This is a genomic window from Kitasatospora sp. NPDC089509 (assembly GCF_044749365.1).
GTDB lineage: Bacteria > Actinomycetota > Actinomycetes > Streptomycetales > Streptomycetaceae > Kitasatospora.
The window spans coordinates 1-16,087 of record NZ_JBIVHS010000010.1 but is presented as its reverse complement, the minus strand read 5'-3'; the positions used below and the strand labels follow the sequence as shown (position 1 = coordinate 16,087).

Annotated in this window: 17 protein-coding genes; 9 read left to right on the top strand and 8 right to left on the bottom strand. The window is 71.3% G+C overall.

Annotated elements, in window-relative coordinates:
* Positions 1–62: 62 nt before the first annotated feature.
* The 4 genes from ACIP4P_RS21620 to ACIP4P_RS21605 are packed head-to-tail and all read right to left on the bottom strand — an operon-like array spanning position 63 to position 3,008.
* Complete coding sequence (locus ACIP4P_RS21620; protein WP_400920743.1) at positions 63–1,193, bottom strand: hypothetical protein; 1,131 nt, start codon at positions 1,191–1,193, stop codon at positions 63–65.
* Complete coding sequence (locus ACIP4P_RS21615) at positions 1,190–1,489, bottom strand: helix-turn-helix domain-containing protein (protein WP_400920741.1); 300 nt, start codon at positions 1,487–1,489, stop codon at positions 1,190–1,192. The genes ACIP4P_RS21620 and ACIP4P_RS21615 overlap by 4 nt, the downstream gene beginning before the upstream one ends.
* Positions 1,486–2,235 carry a hypothetical protein gene (locus ACIP4P_RS21610; RefSeq protein WP_400920739.1) on the bottom strand — a complete coding sequence of 250 codons (750 nt, stop codon included), beginning with the start codon at positions 2,233–2,235 and terminating at the stop codon, positions 1,486–1,488. The genes ACIP4P_RS21615 and ACIP4P_RS21610 overlap by 4 nt, the downstream gene beginning before the upstream one ends.
* A gap of 26 nt (positions 2,236–2,261) precedes the next feature.
* Positions 2,262–3,008 (bottom strand): hypothetical protein, encoded by a 747-nt coding sequence (locus ACIP4P_RS21605; RefSeq protein WP_400920737.1) that lies wholly within the window; start codon positions 3,006–3,008, stop codon positions 2,262–2,264.
* A 264-nt stretch (positions 3,009–3,272) separates the two neighbouring features.
* On the opposite strand from ACIP4P_RS21605, the gene ACIP4P_RS21600 reads away from it, so the two are divergent.
* Positions 3,273–4,043, top strand: coding sequence for a Crp/Fnr family transcriptional regulator (locus ACIP4P_RS21600; protein ID WP_400920735.1), 771 nt, complete (start codon positions 3,273–3,275; stop codon positions 4,041–4,043).
* A gap of 2 nt (positions 4,044–4,045) precedes the next feature.
* Here the strand turns inward: ACIP4P_RS21600 and ACIP4P_RS21595 are convergent, their stop codons facing one another.
* The gene (locus ACIP4P_RS21595) at positions 4,046–4,180 is read right to left on the bottom strand and encodes a hypothetical protein (protein ID WP_400920733.1); all 135 of its coding nucleotides are present in this window, start codon (positions 4,178–4,180) and stop codon (positions 4,046–4,048) included.
* A 27-nt stretch (positions 4,181–4,207) separates the two neighbouring features.
* Between ACIP4P_RS21595 and ACIP4P_RS21590 the strand changes: the two genes are divergently transcribed.
* Both ACIP4P_RS21590 and ACIP4P_RS21585 read left to right on the top strand, forming a co-directional pair.
* Positions 4,208–5,386, top strand: coding sequence for a tyrosine-type recombinase/integrase (locus ACIP4P_RS21590; RefSeq protein WP_400920731.1), 1,179 nt, complete (start codon positions 4,208–4,210; stop codon positions 5,384–5,386).
* Positions 5,376–7,853: a tyrosine-type recombinase/integrase gene (locus tag ACIP4P_RS21585; RefSeq protein WP_400920729.1), complete on the top strand. Its 2,478-nt coding sequence runs from the start codon at positions 5,376–5,378 to the stop codon at positions 7,851–7,853. The genes ACIP4P_RS21590 and ACIP4P_RS21585 overlap by 11 nt, the downstream gene beginning before the upstream one ends.
* On the opposite strand, the gene ACIP4P_RS21580 is transcribed toward ACIP4P_RS21585, so the two are convergent.
* Entirely contained in the window at positions 7,840–8,313 is a 474-nt protein-coding gene (locus tag ACIP4P_RS21580) for a hypothetical protein (protein WP_400920727.1), read from the bottom strand. The genes ACIP4P_RS21585 and ACIP4P_RS21580 overlap by 14 nt on opposite strands.
* Positions 8,314–8,393: 80 nt before the next feature.
* Here ACIP4P_RS21580 and ACIP4P_RS21575 point away from each other — a divergent pair, with 80 nt between their 5' ends.
* The 4 genes from ACIP4P_RS21575 (at position 8,394) to ACIP4P_RS21560 (ending at position 11,435) form a co-directional block, all read left to right on the top strand.
* A complete protein-coding gene (locus tag ACIP4P_RS21575) occupies positions 8,394–8,843 on the top strand; it encodes a hypothetical protein (protein ID WP_400920725.1) in 450 nt (149 codons plus the stop codon).
* Positions 8,844–9,330: 487 nt separating this feature from the next.
* On the top strand, positions 9,331–9,966 hold the full coding sequence (locus tag ACIP4P_RS21570) for a TetR/AcrR family transcriptional regulator (RefSeq protein WP_400920723.1): 636 nt from the start codon (positions 9,331–9,333) through the stop codon (positions 9,964–9,966).
* Between the two features lie 124 nt (positions 9,967–10,090).
* On the top strand, positions 10,091–10,672 hold the full coding sequence (locus ACIP4P_RS21565; protein WP_400921072.1) for a DUF4188 domain-containing protein: 582 nt from the start codon (positions 10,091–10,093) through the stop codon (positions 10,670–10,672).
* A 94-nt stretch (positions 10,673–10,766) separates the two neighbouring features.
* Positions 10,767–11,435, top strand: a complete 669-nt coding sequence (locus ACIP4P_RS21560) for a C39 family peptidase (RefSeq protein ID WP_400920721.1) — start codon at positions 10,767–10,769, stop codon at positions 11,433–11,435.
* 86 nt (positions 11,436–11,521) lie between these two features.
* Here ACIP4P_RS21560 and ACIP4P_RS21555 read toward each other — a convergent pair whose 3' ends face one another.
* Both ACIP4P_RS21555 and ACIP4P_RS21550 read right to left on the bottom strand, forming a co-directional pair.
* Positions 11,522–12,373 carry a hypothetical protein gene (locus ACIP4P_RS21555; protein WP_400920719.1) on the bottom strand — a complete coding sequence of 284 codons (852 nt, stop codon included), beginning with the start codon at positions 12,371–12,373 and terminating at the stop codon, positions 11,522–11,524.
* Positions 12,374–12,635: 262 nt separating this feature from the next.
* Entirely contained in the window at positions 12,636–13,589 is a 954-nt protein-coding gene (locus tag ACIP4P_RS21550; RefSeq protein ID WP_400920717.1) for a hypothetical protein, read from the bottom strand.
* Positions 13,590–13,832: 243 nt separating this feature from the next.
* Here ACIP4P_RS21550 and rpe point away from each other — a divergent pair, with 243 nt between their 5' ends.
* Together rpe and ACIP4P_RS21540 are read left to right on the top strand one after the other, a co-directional pair.
* Positions 13,833–14,516: a ribulose-phosphate 3-epimerase gene (gene rpe, locus ACIP4P_RS21545; protein WP_400920715.1), complete on the top strand. Its 684-nt coding sequence runs from the start codon at positions 13,833–13,835 to the stop codon at positions 14,514–14,516.
* 139 nt (positions 14,517–14,655) lie between these two features.
* Entirely contained in the window at positions 14,656–15,615 is a 960-nt protein-coding gene (locus tag ACIP4P_RS21540; protein WP_400920713.1) for a pirin family protein, read from the top strand.
* Positions 15,616–16,087 lie beyond the last annotated feature (472 nt).

Here is a 16,087-nt window from a genome sequence, read left to right as displayed (position 1 = left end):
TGCGGTGCGGTCGGGCACGCGGGGGCAGGGAGGCCGGCCTCCCTGCCCCCGGGCCCTGGACGTCAGACCAGAGCGCGGGCGCGTCGATCCCACATCTCGACCCGGGCCATGGTCTCGGTGAGGAGGTCGAGCGCGGAGATGATGTCCCTGCCCGGCCCCCTGAGGTCGCGGCTCATGGTGGTGAGCCACTCCATCATCATGCGGAACAGTCGGAGGGTCTCCAGGCCCTCGCGTGCGGCACCGGACATGCCGATGAGCTGCAGGAGGAAGTCACGGGACTCACTTCCCTCCCACTGCTGCGGCGCCGTTTCGAACATGTCCAGGGAAGCGTGGACGGTCGCGTCGATTCCCGACATCCGCGAAGTGACCTCCGCGGCACAGGCCTTGAGTTCGGCGGCAGGACCATGGAGGGCGGTGGCGAATCGCCGGGCCGACGCGAGCACCGCGGTGGGTGGGCTGCCCTTCGCGGTGGCTCGCTTCATGTCCGGCCCGAACTCCTCTGCCAGGGCGGCAATCGTGGTGACCAACCTGGTCATGGTCTCGATGCCCTGTGTCATGAGGCCCATCTCGGCCTCGATGGCGGCGAAGCGGTCGATCAGTCCCGGTGCGTCCTCGGCGTCGCACTCGGACCCGTCCGGAACCGGCAGGTCGTCCCTCGATCGGAGTCCGAGCAGGATCCGGGCAGGGGTGAGCGGGGCGTATCCCTCCCGAAGTCCCCGGTCCAGGGTTTCCTGGAGCTCCTTGCGGGCGTCCACGAGGCCACTGCGGGAGCGCTCGAACAGGATCGTTCGGATGGGTGAGATGTCGAACGGGAGGCGGCCGTGCTCGCCGATGTGGATGGTCAGGCGCCCGGTGGTATGGCGGAGGCCCAGTTCGTACATGACGTTGGCGTTCCCGCCGGTCACATCGGCGATGACGATGTCGGACCGGAGCACGTGTCGACAGATCTGCTCGGTAATCTCACCGGCCTGCTGGATCTGGTCGGAGCGGAGCGGCTCGATGCCGAGGGAGGCGCAGGCAGGTCGGATGACCTTCTCGAAGGTTTCGAGAGAGGTCTCGTACGCTTCCCGAGCGGTGCTGCCGACCTCCGCGTGCCGGTTCCCGACGGGCCCGATCACGAAGCACGTCATCTGTTCCCCCGAGGCCTCCAGGCAGGACGGTTCCGGTTGGGCGGTCATGGGCATCGCGATCACGAGAGGTCCTTCCAATCGAGCCCGGGGAGCGGCGGCGTGCTCACCCAGGTGTTCAGGTCATCTGCGTAGAGCGGGAGTTCCTCGATGCCCAGGGCGGAGAGCAGGCCCGCGGTGGGCACCCGGTAGCGGCGGCCCGTACGGATGACCGGGCAGGGGAAGGCTCCGCGCCGGATCAGGCGGTACGCGGTGTTGAGACAGATGCCGAGGGCCCGGGAGGCGGTGCGGACGTCCACGGACAGCGGGAGCCCGAACAGCTCGGGGAAGGTCATCAGCCCGTTCGGGGACGGGGCGGTCAACGGGCCATGCCCGTCGGGCGCAGCGTGAGGCTTCCGACCCGGGCACTCCGGAGGGGGCGGTGCGGGCGGCGGACGACGTCCCGCAGGCCGAGGCGGTCGGTGAGCTCCCCGAGGCGTGCCGCCTCGATCTCCGACCGGGACCCGAAGTGCACCGGGGCCGCGGGTTCGTCGACGCGCTCCGGCGACGCGATCACGAGTTCCCAGACGCCGTCGGTCGTCCCGGCACTCCGGGCATCGGCGATCGCGACGACGTCCTCGGTGGGTCGTTCGCCGACCGAGCGACCGGCAAAGGCCCAACCGCGGCGGACCGCGGCACGGAGCAACCGGCCGCCGGCATCAGGGGCGTCCGGAGAGATCTCGGGCAGTTCCTCGACGATGGCGAGCATGAGCTCGGACTCGAGGTCCCGTCGGTCCGCCCGCAGCCGGCTCGACGCCTGGCGGACGACCCGTTGGAGCCGCGGCAGAGCGAGCCAGACGACGGCCTCCACCCAGCCGGTGACATCGGTCGAGCCGATGGCCGCCGCCAGCGCATCGTGTTGGGCCAGTGCGATGGCCTGCCGCCAGACGCGGCGAATCAGTTCCTCGTCCACCGGCCGCTCCCAAAGGGCTGTGCGGGCCTGCGGGAGGTCGAGATTGATGGTCTCTTCCCCGAACTCGACCGTGAGGACGGCCGGTCGCAGGTGGGCAGCAGTGGTCACTCGCTCGTGGATGACGTCGAAGATGCTGGCGTACTTGATCAGAGCCACGGATCTGTTCCTTCCGTTGAACGGTGTCAGTCGCGGTCGAGAGAACGTCGGATCGTCGAGTGGAGGTGGTTGATCGTGCCCAGCAGGGTGAGCCACTTCGGCAGGTGGGGGCGGCTGCAGCCGGGTACGGCGAGGAGGTTGCCGGAGGGAGTCGGGACGTACAGCCACGCCCGTTCGCCGTACTCCCGCCCCGGAACGGTGGCAAGGACGCACTTGAAGAGGTCCGGGTGCAGGCCGGTGTAGCGGTGCCGGACCGCATCCTCGTAGACCCGGTCGGAGAGGATCGCCACCAGGTGGGTGGTCGCCGGACTGGCGTGGGTCAGGACTGCCTTGACCTCGCGGGAATCGAGCAACCGGTGGAGATCGTTACGGGCGGGACCGTTTCCTTCCCCTGGCAGGCCCGGAGCGGTCACGTGCCCGGCGTGGATGCTGGCGCGCATCCGGATGCGCACGTGCTTCGGTTCGGCGTTGTGGCGGGCCAGCTCGCTCCGCAGGCAGTCCAACCCCGGGTCGATGACGAACGGCAGGAGTTCGGGAGCGAATCCGAGCGCCAGGCCATCGCCGGAGTTGGACAGGAATCGTTTCGCGGTTCGGAGGTCGTCGAGCCCGGCAGCGGCGAGGGCGGAGTCGAGAATCGGTTCGAGGTAGGCGCTGATCGGGGCGTGCAGCACGCCGGGCATCGCGGTGTAGCCCCTGACATCGAGCCCGAGGAGGGCCTGGTACAGCGGCAGGGGCTGACTGGAGTCGCCGGGGAGGTACGGGGGTTCGGGCATGGCGGTCTCCTGGCAAAGGTGTGCGGGGGAACACGCGGGTTGACCTCCGACAAGCCGGCCGGGCGTCGGTCATCACGATTCTGGGTGCGGCCGGGGACGGGTACGGGCTTGCCAAGCCCTTAAACCTGTGTCGTCCGCCACACCGGGCCGATGGGCCGGCTGAAGGCCCGCGAGGGTAGCAGGCGGAGAGCGGGGATCGACGGCAACGGATCAACTTGCTCTAGCTGCACATTCGTTGAGGGTCGACCGCCCTACCCTCCCGCTATGACCGATTGCAACAGTTCCTCGCGGGGGCGTTCGTCCGGCGCAGGTCGGAAGCCGCAGCGGACCGCCCCAGGCTCCTCGCCCGTCTCGCACCGGACGTTTCGCGAGCGAGTGGGCGACGCCCGGTGGGGGCACTTCCTCGAAGGCTTCCCGGTGATCACGCGTCCGGCCGGCTGGCCGCTGGTGCACGAAGGGGAGGAAGGCAACCGCGTCTTCGCCCTGATCGGCGGAGTGGTGGGTGTGGAGCAGAGCGGAGTCGACCGGAGGGAACTGGAGCAGTTGCTCGTCTTCCGGGGCGGCGGCGACCTCATCGGTGACATGGCGGTGATCGAAAGGATCTCGCGGACGGCCACCGTCAGGGCACGTACCGAATGTGAGGTGGCGATCATTCCCGGGGTGAGGTTCATGAGCCCCGAGTTCCAACGGGAATGGGGCGCCGAGGTTTCGGCGTACATCTCCGGCCGGGTCCGAGAGGTCCAGACGCTGTCGCGATCGGGCAACGATTCGGCCAGGGTCGCCCATGTCCTGCTGCCGCTGCTCCGTGACGCCGAGAGGGCAGGCCGAACGTCCGGCGGGTTCCATCTGCGGGTCTCGCAGCAGGAAGTGGCCAACTGCCTCGGCATCGGCCGGGACACGCTGCGGCGACTCACGTCGCTGCCGCCCTTCGGAGGGTGGCCCAAGGGGCGCGGTGGTGGGCTCGTCATCACAGACCCGGCCGCCCTGCGCACCGTCGCCGCTGGACTCGGCGGCTGGCACCCACAGGTCGGATGAGGTCATCCGGCGATGATGAGGGCGGCGCAGGTCTCCACGATGTGGTGCCAGGACTGGTCAGTTGACTGCACTAACTCGTTGACCGGCTCGACTCGGTGGCGGCGGTTCTGGAGCATCTGGGCATGTCGTTGTCGCATGAGAGCTCCCGTGTTCATCGGGATCTGATGGATGGTCGGGTACGGCTGACGGGTGCCGGGGCGGTGGTGGCCGGTCCGACGGTGTCGTTGCCCTGGGTGGTGGTGGATGCGGCGGGCCGGGAGGTGGAGCCGGTCAGCGCTTACCTGCGCGATCGGCTGCTGGGGGACGTGAGTCCGCTGACCTGCCGGAGTTACGCCTTCGATCTGCTGCGCTGGTTCCGGGTGCTGTGGACGGTGGACGTCGGGTGGGAGCAGGCCGCCGAGGCCGAGGCCGCGGCGATGGTCGGCTGGTTGCGGTCGGCCCGGAACCCGCAGCGGCAGCGCCGCCGCGAGGGCGGCCACCCGCCAGGGTCGGTGAACCCGAAGACCGGCAAGAGGGTCCTGCCGATCGGGTACGCGCCGGCGACCATCGCGCACAGCCTCTCGGTGGTGCACGGGTTCTACGCCTTCCACCTGCACTTCGGACGCGGGCCGGTGCTCAACCCGGTGCCGGAGAACCGGGCCCGTCGCTCCGCGCTCGCTCACCGGTCCCCGATCGACGCGCAGGCTCGGCACCGGCGGGGCCGGCTGCGGCCGAAGGTGCCGGTGCGCCAGCCCCGGGCGATCCCCGACGCGCAGTGGGACGAGCTGTTCGCGCAGATGCGGTGCACCCGCGACCGCGCCCTGCTGGCCTGCTACGTCTCCTCCGGCGCTCGGGCCAGCGAACTGCTGGGCGTCCAGCTGAGCGATATCGACTGGCACAAGGGCCAGTTGTGGGTGGTTTCCAAGGGCACCCGAGAGCGTCAGCCGGTCCCGGTGTCCCCGGAGGCGTTGGCCTACCTCGCGGCCTACCTGGAGGGGGCCGGTCTGCCCGGCCCTGGTGAGCCGGTCTGGCGAACCCGCCGGGGCGAGGTGAAGCCGCTCAGCTACTGGGCGGCCCGGCGCATCCTTCAGCGGGCGACCGAGCACCTGGGCATGAACTGGACGCTCCACGACGCCCGGCACACCGCGGCGACCCGGCTGGCCCGAGATCCAGCGATGACGCTGGCGGAGGTGCAGACGATCCTGCGGCACGCGCATATCACCACCACCGCCCTCTACACCGTGGTCGGCCTGGACGACCTGGTCGACAAACTCGCCGAGCACTACAGCCGCCCACAGCAGCCGGCCGCCTGGTCGCAGCAGTACGACCCCGAGGACGTGGCGGTGGTGTTCGGTGCCCGGTAGTCAGGTCGGAACCAGCGCCCGGGTGAAGGGGCCCACCACCGGCCGGGTCCGCCGGCACTCGGTCGAGCTCTACGAGCGGGACTTCGCCTTCTCCCCGACCGCGGTCCAGCCCGCGCCCCCGCCTCCTCCGGTTCATCCGCCCCGGCCGCTGGGCGAGCTGTCGACCGCCCCGGCCGAGCAGATCGCTCAGCTCACCGGCACTGCCTTCGGCTCGCTGACCCGCAGCAGCTCCCGGCCGGTCGAGGGGATGCGGAAGCTGCTGGCGATCCTGGAGCAGTTCCCCGGCGCGACCTGGCAGGAGCGTTGGGAGGCGTCCGGGCTGAACGAACGGGGCCGTCTGGCCAAGGACCTCTACCCGGGCACTTCCAAGGCGATCATGAGCATGGTCAACACCGCCGCCGGCCACGCCTTCGTGATGCGCCTGATCCAGCCGTCGCTGCTGGCCTTCCGCTCCTACCGGTTCCCCGACTATGTCGGCTGGTTCCGGAGCGTGGCCCAGGACCCCGCGCTGGAAGAGTTCTGCGAACGCGCCATGAAGCTGCCGATGAGCGCGGCCTCCATCCAGCGGGCCAAGTACGACGTGTGCGTCGCGCTCACTGTCTTCGGCATCACCGTCGCTGACCTGACCCCCGAGGCACTGCTGCACTACGCGATTGAGTCGCGGAGGTACGGCGTCACCCGGGGCGAGGTCGCGGGCGACGGCTGCTTCGCCGCCACCCAGGCGTGGGTGGTGCTGTCCGAGATGGGGCACTTCCCGGCCTCGGCCCCTCGCACCCTGCGGGCGGCGGTGGTCAAGGGCCAGCGGACCGTGGCCGAGCTGGTCGACAAGCACCAGCTCCGCAACCAGGCGGTGCGCAACCTGCTGGTGGACTACATCGGCCGCCGCGCCGTCGAACTCGACTACTCCAGCCTCACGGGCCTGGTGAACAATCTGGTTCGGCTGTTCTGGAAGGTGATCGAGGAGTTCAACCCCGACCAGGCCGACCTGCGGCTGAGTCCCGAAGCGGTCGCGCACTGGAAGGAGAAGCTGCTGGTCAACCGGGACGGCACACCCCGGCTGCACCTGGACGCGCCGTTCATGTCCGTCCGCGCCTTCTACCTGGACCTGCACACCTGGGCGGTCGCCGAACCGGAACGCTGGGCGCAATGGGTCGCGCCCTGCCCGATCCGGGACGAGGACCTGCGCTGGTTCCACGTCCGCCGCCGGCGCCTGCAAGAGCGGATGGCCAATCGCACCCGCGAGCGCCAGCCGCTGCTGCCGATCCTGTCCCAGCACGTCACCGACCAGTGGCACCGCTGGCGCACCCTGCTGGACGCGGCCGTTGCCGTCGACCTGGGCGAACGCTTCACCGTTGACGGCGTCGAGTGGCAGCGCGTCTCGGCGAAATCGGACGTGAAGAGGCCCGATCCGTCGACGGCCGCGGTTCGGGCGGTCAACCGGAGCACCGGCGAGCTGGTGCAGCTCACCCGCACCGAGAACCAGGTGTTCTGGCAGTGGGCGATCGTGGAGACCCTTCGCCTGGCCGGCCTACGCGCCGAGGAGCTCACCGAGCTGACTCACCTGAGCGTGCGCAACTACCAGCGGCCCAGCGGCGAAGTCGTCGCGCTGCTGGTCATCAGCCCCTCCAAGAGCGACCGGGAGCGGGTGATCCCGATGTCCGCCGAGCTGTTCCACGTCATCGCTCAGGTGATCCGCCGCCACATCCGCGCGCACGGCACCGTCCCGGTCTGCACCCGCTACGACCTGCACGAGAAGATCTGGAACGAACCGCTGCCCTACCTGTTCCAGAACATGCATGGGGGAGCGATCAGGGCGATGTCCACCACCACGATGTGGCGCATGATCCACCGGGCCGCAGACGGGCTGGTCGCCACCGATCCGCGGTTCGCCGAGGTGAAGTTCGCCCCGCACGACTTCCGCAGGCTGTTCGCGACCGAGCTGGTCAACAACGGGCTGCCGATCCACATCGGAGCGGCCTTGTTGGGCCACTTGAATATCCAAACCACTCGTGGCTACGTCGCCGTCTTCGACGACGATGTGGTCCGCCACTACCAGGAGTTCCTCGACCGCCGCCGGGCCCAGCGGCCCGAGAGCGAGTACCGCAAGCCGACCGAGACCGAGTGGAGCGAGTTCAACGAGCACTTCGACAAGCGCCGGGTCGAACTCGGTTCCTGCGGCCGGCCCTACGGCACCCCCTGCACGCACGAACACGCCTGCGTCCGCTGCCCGATGCTGAGCATCAACCCGAAGATGCTGCCGCGGCTCGACGAGCTGGAAGAGGACCTCGTTGCCCGCCGCGAACGCGCCGTCGCCGAGGACTGGCGGGGTGAGATCGACGGACTCGACCTCACCCTCACCTTCCTGCGGAGCAAGCGCGAGCAGGCCAGGCGATTCCAGCGCACCGGCCCGGTCTCCCTCGGGCTCCCTGTGATCCCGCATCAGAAACCCCAGATCACAGACGGGTGATCAGGAGCGCGGACACAAGAAGGGCCCCAGAATGCAGGGCCTGATCAGCCAGATACATCCCATTGAGCCCTGCCGTCCGCAGCTCGGCGAAGGCCGGCGAGCCGGTGTGCTGCAACAGCCAGCGCACCGGCCAACGCCGGTCCAACAGGGCATGGGTGGCAGCCGACCACGCGAACCCGACAGCCAGCCCGGTCATCGACACCGGCAGCGGGATGAACAACCACACCAGAGCCATCAACGCGGCCATGACCAGGTGGTACTGGGCGACGTGAGCCAGGCACGCGGCCCAGCCCCGACGCGGGCTCGCCCCGGCAGCCACATCCTCCGCGCTCGGGGCCCCCTTGTTCGCGGCCTGGTGGTCACTCTGGCCGAAGACGTGGTCCGCGACGTTGTGACCGACAGCCAGCACGGCCCAGGTCGAACCGAACGCCGCCAGGGTCGTGAGCTGCTCGATGCTCATCATCGAACACCCCCGAGGTGTCGGCGAGTCCTGCGACCCTGAAAGCTCTTACTGCCACGACACCGAGGAGACCGGCGACGATGACTAGTCGAGCTGAGGCAAACAGGATCACCAGGGAACGCGCGGAGGAACTGGTCAGCGCGGTATTGAAGGCCGAGGGATACGCGGTCACCAACCTCAATCAGCTCGCAGGCAACTTCCCGTTGGCCGACCTCATCGCCCGCAGAGAGACACGGCTGCTGGTCCAGGTCCGTGGCACCACGATCTCCGAGGGCAAGTACAGGACCCCGCCGCAGAAGGCTCGCACCTTCAACCGTCTCGGCGTCGAGCTTGGATGCCCAGCCGTCTACGCCTTCGCTCATCTCGCCCCAGAGCAGCCGGTCGTTCGCTTCGCCTTGGCGACCGAAGTCGCCGAGCTCGCTGAGGAGGACGAAGCGAACTACTCCGGAGTTAACGCCTTCCACGTGAACATCGGGCAGTTCGAGATCGGCGTGAGCCGACTCCAAGAACTCCTCGGTCACCCGCGCTGAGCGATACAACCCACTAGTGCAGAGAAGGTCGAGGATGTAGGCGCCGTTCATGCCGTGGTCGGCCAGTCGGGCGAAGTTGCCGCGGCGGGTGGCGTCGGCTGCCCGGAGCAGAGGTCCGCGGCGGTCGGCGAGGTAGTGGGTGGCCGCGGAGACGGCGAGGGCGGTGAGGACTCGTCGGAGCTTCGGGCGTAGGCCGAGGAGGCGGGTGCCCATGAGTAGGGCGGCGGCCTGCGTGGTGGTGTAGGCCGCGACGTGGGCCGCGCAGGCGCGCCGGCCGGCCGGGGATCGTTCTCCCTTGATGGCGGCCTGGTGGTCGGTCTGGATCCAGTGGTCGGCGAGGTCGGCGGAGGCGCGCAGCAGGGCGTAGGCGGCGGCGAAGGTGGCTGCGCGGCTGGTGGGGTCGGGTGTGGGCGTGGACATCGGGCTCCGATCGCTGAACAGGATGAAACGGGACGGTTGTTGGGCCGGTTGTGGTAGCAAGGCACCCATGAAGGAGCGGGAGGCGTACCACCACGGGGCGTTGCCGGAGGCGCTGGTGGCGGCGGCGTTCGAGGTGGTGGACGAGCAGGGCCAGGAGAAGGTGAGCGTGCGGGAGGTGGCGCGCCGGGCCGGAGTGTCGGCGGGGGCGCCGTTCCGGCACTTCGCCGACCGGCAGGCGCTCTTGACGGCGGTGGCGGACCGGGTGCTGGCGGACTTCGCCCGGTGGCAGGAGGCCGAGGTGGCGGCGGCCGAGGCGGTCGGCGGGTCGGCGATGCGGGCGCTCGGGCTGGGGTTCGTCCGGTACGCGCTGCGCCATCCGCGACGGTTCGAGCTGGTGCGCTCGCGGGTGTTCGCGGCCTCCCGGGATCCGCAGCTGCGGGAGCAACTGGACGGCATGGACCGGGCGTTCACCGAGCTGATCGTGGCGGACCAGGTGGCCGGCCGGGTGCGGGCCGGGGATCCGGAGCTGGTGCTGCTGTCCGGGCAGGCGCTGGTGTACGGGCTGGCGCAGATGATCGTGGACGGCTATCTGCCGGCCGAGAAGGCGGAGGAGTTGGCCCTCCAGGTGCTCGACACCTTCCGGCAGGGCATAGGGGGCGCTGCCGACGGAGTCGGGAAGGGTGTCAACCCGCCCGGGCGGTAACGGAATTGTGGCTGCAGCGAGCCTTGACCGACCCCGTGCGCGCTGATGTAATCACCGATTACATGAGGCGCTGGGGCGCGTTCGGGAGGTCGGCATGTCGATGGGAAACACGTTCGTCCGCTCGATGTTCGCCAAGCCGCGACGGGGCTACACCACCGCCGCCGCCACCGGCGACACCGTGGTGCTGCTGATCGGCATGCGGATCAACCGCTTCTGGGCCGTGCACCACTGGGGCCCGGTGATGTTCGCGATGTTCCGGATGCTGTACGAGCTGGGCCGCAGCCCTCAGCGCGGTCTGCGCGGCCGGATCCTGCTCACCGCCTCGCCGCGCTCCTACTACGTCGTCCAGTACTGGGAGTCGAAGGAGCACCTCTACCGCTACGCGACCGCCCCGGACGGCTTCCACCACACGGTGTGGGGCATCGCCAACCGGATGGTGCGGGAGGGCAAGTCGCGCGGGCACGTCGGGCTCTGGCACGAGACGTACATCGTCCCCGAGGGCGGCTACGAGTCGATCTACTTCGACATGCCGGCCTACGGCCTGGCCGGGGCGACCGGCCAGCTGCCGGTGGAGGAGCGCGGGCGGCACGCCGCCCAGCGGCTGGCCTACCGGTCGGACGGGGAGCAGTCGGGCGGCGAGCGGGTGGACGAGGTGGACGGGGCGTCGGTCGAGGCGCCGGTCAAGGACGGCGCCGCGGGCGTGTAGCGGGAGGGGCCGGCGCACGGCTCCGGGGTCCGAGTAGGTGTACCCGAGGAGTGTCGTCGGTCGTCCGGCCGCCCCGGTGTGGGAGCGTTCGGGGATGGTCGATCAGGACGGCGCCGTGCGACCGGCGCGGGTGGTGCACGAGGTGCCGTACCGGGCGCAGTGGGAGTCCGCGGAGCTGGTGCGGGACATCGTGGACGGGCGGCTGGACGCGGCACGGGACCCGCGCTGGGGCCAGTCGGGAGCGGCCACCGCGGAGGAGTACGCGTGGTGGTCCTGGCGGCTGTGCGGGGTGGCCTGCCTGCGGATGGCGCTGGAGCACTGGTGGGGCGTGACCCCGGCCGCGATGGTGCTGGCGGCCGAGTGCCTGGCCGCCGGGGCGTACGTCCGGGACGGCGAGAGCCTGCGCGGGCTGGTCCACGTGCCGTTCGCCGACTACGCCCGGCGGCGCTGGGGACTGGCCGCCCGGGCGGCGGAGCTGACGCCCGTGGAGGTGGCGGCCGAGGTGACCGGCGGGCGGCTGGTGATGCTGTCGGTGCACCCGTCGATCCGCGAGCCGGACGGTCCGGAGCCGATCCGGCGCGGCGGCCATCTGGTGCTGGCGGTGGGTGCCACCCACTCGGCGCTGCTGATCCACAACCCGTCCGGCTTCCCGGGGGAGTCCCAGGCCTTCGCCCGGGTGCCGTGGCGCTCGTTCGGGCAGTTCTACGCCGGGCGGGGGATCGTGCTCGGCCCGCCCGGCGCGGGTGATGCTCAGGTCTGGTGAGGCTCGGGTCCGGTGAGGGACGGGTCCGGTGAGGGTCGGCGCGCTCGGGCGGACTCGGCTGGTGCGACGCGCGGCTGGTGTGACGCTCAGCTGTTGTCCGGGAGCCCCACCGGGTAGAACGGCAGGGAGCTGCGACACAGTGCCGAGATCGGCTTCAACGCCGCTGCCAGGTCGTCGAGTTCGGCCCGCGGGTAGTCCTCCCAGACCCGGGCGGCGGCCAGGTCGGTGGCGGCCTCCAGGGCCTGGTGGCGGATCCGGCCGAGCTCGGTGACCGTGCCGTCGGCGGTGAGCCAGCCGCGTTCGACCAGACGCTCCGCGGCCGCGTCCCACTCGTCGTCCGTCCAGCCGCGCACCGACTGGAGCTGCTCGCGCCGCATGTCCATCGCGCAGCGGATCACCAGTGCCTCGCAGCCGTCCAGCCCGGAGGCCACCAGCGCGGCCACGTGGCCGTCCCCGCGGTGCTCGCGCATCACCGTGGCGGCCTGCCACAGCCGCTCGTACAGTCCGGTCGGTGCCGGGAGCGCGGCGTTGGCGGCGGCCAGCACCCGGCCGGCGCAGTCCAGTCGGGCCGCGGCCTGCTCCAGGGTCTCGACCGCCCGCTCGACCTGCGACCGCCCCACGTGCTCCAGCAGCCGGGCCAGCGCCGCGCCCGAGCCCTTGGTCCGGGCGGCCAGCGCCTCCTGCGGGCTCGCCAGCGACCACACCGCCGGCAGGGCGCGCTCGACCATCGCCGGGGCGAAGTTGAAGAAGGCGGCGGTCACCGGCGGGGCGTCCACCGCGCCGAGCGGGGCCGAGCGGCCCGCGAAGTAGCCGCGCCAGAAGCCGCGCAGCCCGGCCGCCTCGAAGGCGTCGCGGGCCTCGGGCTGGAAGTAGGTGACGGCGTGCACAGGCTCGAAGAGCCACCAGAGCGCACGGGCGGGATGGACCAGATCGGCCATCGGGAGACCTTCCTCGGACGGAGCTCCGGGCGGGGGCGGGGAGCTCGACTGGTCGGCACGGCCCCGGCGCGGTCGCGCGGACGGCGGGGTGCGGGGGCCGTCCGGGCGGGTGTGCGGGGGTCGTTCACCTGCTGATGACCACGGGGGAGGCTCCGATAATCCCGGGCGGGGTGTGACGGCGGTCACGTCGGGGCGCGGTACGGGTATGACGGCCGGTCAGCGGCGCCCCGGTGGAACCGCGGGACGGGTGGTCGGACAGGGCCTAGGGGCGGACCGCTGGCATCGCCAGCGGGTCGATCGGCATCTGCGCCCGGCAGATCGCCGCCAGTGGCCTCAACGCGGCCGTCATTCGGTCGAGTTCGCCGTCCGGGAGGCCCTCCCAGGGTCGGGCGGCGGCCAGGTCGGTGGCGTCCTCCAGGGCCTGGTGGCGGATCCGGCCGAGCTCGGTGACCGTGCCGTCGGCGGTCAGCCAGCCGCGTTCGACCAGTCGGGCCCCGGCGGCGTCCCACTCGTCGTCCGTCCAGCCGCGCATCGGCTGGAGCACCTGGCGGGAGGCCCCCGTCGCGCAGTGCAGCACCGGCGCCTCGCAGCCGTCCAGCCCGGCGGCCACCAGCGCGGCCACGTGGCCGTCGCCGCGGTGCTCGCGCAGCACGGTCGCGGCCTGCCACAGCCGCCCGTACGCGTCCGCGGGGCGCGGCAGCGCGGCGTTGGCGGCGGCCAGCACCCGGCCGGCGCAGTCCGCCCGGGCGGCGGCCCGCTCCAGCGCGGTGGCCGCCGCCTCGACCTGTTCGGACGGCACCTCCGACAGCAGCCGGGCCAGCACCGCCGCCGATGCCTCGGTGCGGGCGGCCAGCGCCTGCCCGGGGCTCGCGTGGGCCCACACCGCAGGTAGGGCGCGCTCGACCAGCGCCGGGGCGAAGCTGAAGAACGCGGCGGTCACCGGCGGGGCGCCCAGCACGCCCACCGCGCCCAGCGGGGCCGAGCGGGCGGCGAAGTAGCCGCGCCAGCTGCCGTCCAGTCCGAGCGCCTCGAAGGCCGCCCGGCTCTCGGGCTGGAGGAAGGTGACGGCGTACACCGGTTCGAAGAGCCACCACAGGGCGCGGGCGGGGTGGACGGCGCCGACGGGATGGACCGAGCCGACGGAGCGGACGGACTGGGCGGAGCCGACGGACTGGGCAGAGCGGACGGACTGGGCAGAGTGGACGGGGTCGGACATCGGGACGCCTTCCTCTTCGCTGCGGGGGCCGGCCGCGGGCCGGGAGTCGTCCACGAGCTGACCGCCACCGGGGCGGCCCCGGCAACCCGGCCGGGGTGTGATCACGGTCACCCGCTGGCCGAGGGGTGCGGTCGGCGACCGCGCGACGCGGGATGATGGGGCGAGGTGCCCGTCCCGGGTGCCGAGGCGCCCGCCCCGTGGACGCCCAGCCCTCGCAAGCCCCTCGCACGAAGGTAGTCGGCCATGCCCCAGATCAGCCCCAGCATCCTCTCCGCCGACTTCGCCCGGCTCGCCGACGAGGCCGAGGCCGTCCGGGGCTCCGACTGGCTGCACGTGGACGTCATGGACAACCACTTCGTGCCGAACCTGACCCTGGGCGTCCCGGTGGTCGAGTCGCTCGCCCGGGCCACCGACATCCCGCTCGACTGCCACCTGATGATCGAGGACCCGGACCGCTGGGCCCCCCAGTACGTCGAGGCCGGGGCCGGCTCGATCACCTTCCACGTCGAGGCCGCCGCCGCGCCCGTCCGGCTCGCCCGCGAGATCCGCGCCAAGGGCGCCCGCGCCTCCATGGCGCTCAAGCCCGGCACCCCGATCGAGCCGTACGAGGACCTGCTGCCCGAGCTCGACATGCTGCTGATCATGACGGTGGAGCCCGGATTCGGCGGCCAGGCCTTCCTGGACATCATGCTGCCGAAGATCCGCCGCACCCGGGAGCTGATCGCCAAGCACGACCTGGAGCTGTGGCTGCAGGTCGACGGCGGCGTCTCCGCGGCCACCATCGAGCGCTGCGCCGAGGCCGGCGCGGACGTCTTCGTGGCCGGCTCGGCGGTGTACGGGGCCGAGGACCCGGCCCAGGCGGTCCACAACCTGCGCGAGCTTGCCGCCAAGGCCTCGGCGGACGCCTGGTGGGCCTGCGAGCACTGAGGCAACCCCCGCTCCCCGCGGCGCCGCCGGATGGCCGGGCACGGGTGGAGGAACCGGGCGCCGTGCCGGATGATCGGTGCGAACGCCCCCCTCGCACCCGACCCGGCCCCGCTCCTCTCCGTACGGTGGTGGAACCGCGATGAGCAACCTGGACCTCAGGCCCGCCCCGACCAGCTGCGGCGGCGAGACCAGCGGCGGCCCGGTCCGCGACCTGCTGACGGGCCGTCGAGTACCGCTCGGTGAGAGCACGGTGGTCCGCCGGCTGCTGCCCAACCTGGGCCGCCGGATGGTCGGTGCCTGGTGCTTCGTGGACCACTACGGGCCGGACGACATCGCCGACCGGCCCGGCATGCAGGTCCCGCCGCACCCGCACATGGGCCTGCAGACGGTCAGTTGGCTGCACAGCGGGGAAGTCCTCCACCGCGACAGCCTCGGCAGCCTGCAGACCGTCCGGCCGTACGAACTGGGCCTGATGACCTCCGGCCGGGCGATCTCCCACTCCGAGGAGTCCCCGCGCCCGCACGCCCGCTACCTGCACGGCGCCCAGCTCTGGGTCGCCCTCCCGGACGCCCACCGGCACACCGGCCCCTCCTTCGAGCACCACCCCGACCTGCCCGTGGTCACCGCCCCCGGCCTGCGCGCCACCGTCATCCTCGGCACCCTGGACACCGCCACCTCGCCCGGCACCACCCACACCCCCCTGGTCGGCGCCGACCTCGTCCTCGCCGAGGGCGCCTCCCACGCCCTGCCGCTGCTCCCCGACTTCGAGTACGCCGTGCTCGCCATGACCGGCCGGATCGACGTCGACGGCGTCCCGGTCGAACCCGGCTCGATGCTCTACCTCGGCTGCGGCCGCCGTGAACTCCCGCTCCGCGCCCACACCGACGGCGCCGTCCTGCTGCTCGGCGGCCTGCCCTTCGAGGAGCGGATCGTCATGTGGTGGAACTTCATCGGCCGCACCACCGAGGACATCGCCCGGGCCCGCGCCGACTGGACGACCGGCTCCCGCTTCGGCGAGGTCCACGGCTACGCCGGCACCCGGCTGCCCGCCCCGGAGCTCCCCGCCACCCCCTTGAAGCCACGCGGGCGCGAACGCTGAGCGGGAGTACGGCCGGCGAACGCTTGCCACCCGAGTGGGACGGTGCCGCCCGCATGGTCGCCGTGGAGGTCGAGTTGGGTGTAGTGTTTTCTAGCTGCTCGGCTGGGAGCACCGGACACGCATCACAGCGCGGACGGTCCCGGGGTAGCCAATCCTTTGAAACACCACTTCTCGGTTCGCGCCGGGTCCTGTTCGCGTTTTTTCGCGTCCTGGCCTGGGGCTTATTTGTCATGTGCGTTTTATCGGATTGCGGCCGGATTCGCTTTTCGGAGCGGAGGTCGGCTAGAGTTTGGGACGTTGGACGGGGCTTCGAGCCGCAGAAGACACCAGCGAATTGGGTGAGTGAAACTCCGAAAAACGGAGCGGAAAACATCTGATAAGCTGGAAACACGAAAGAACGAAGCGCCCGGAGGGCCCGCTGGAAGGCGGTCCGAAGGAAGCGTCCGTTCCTTGAGAACTCAACAGCGTGCCA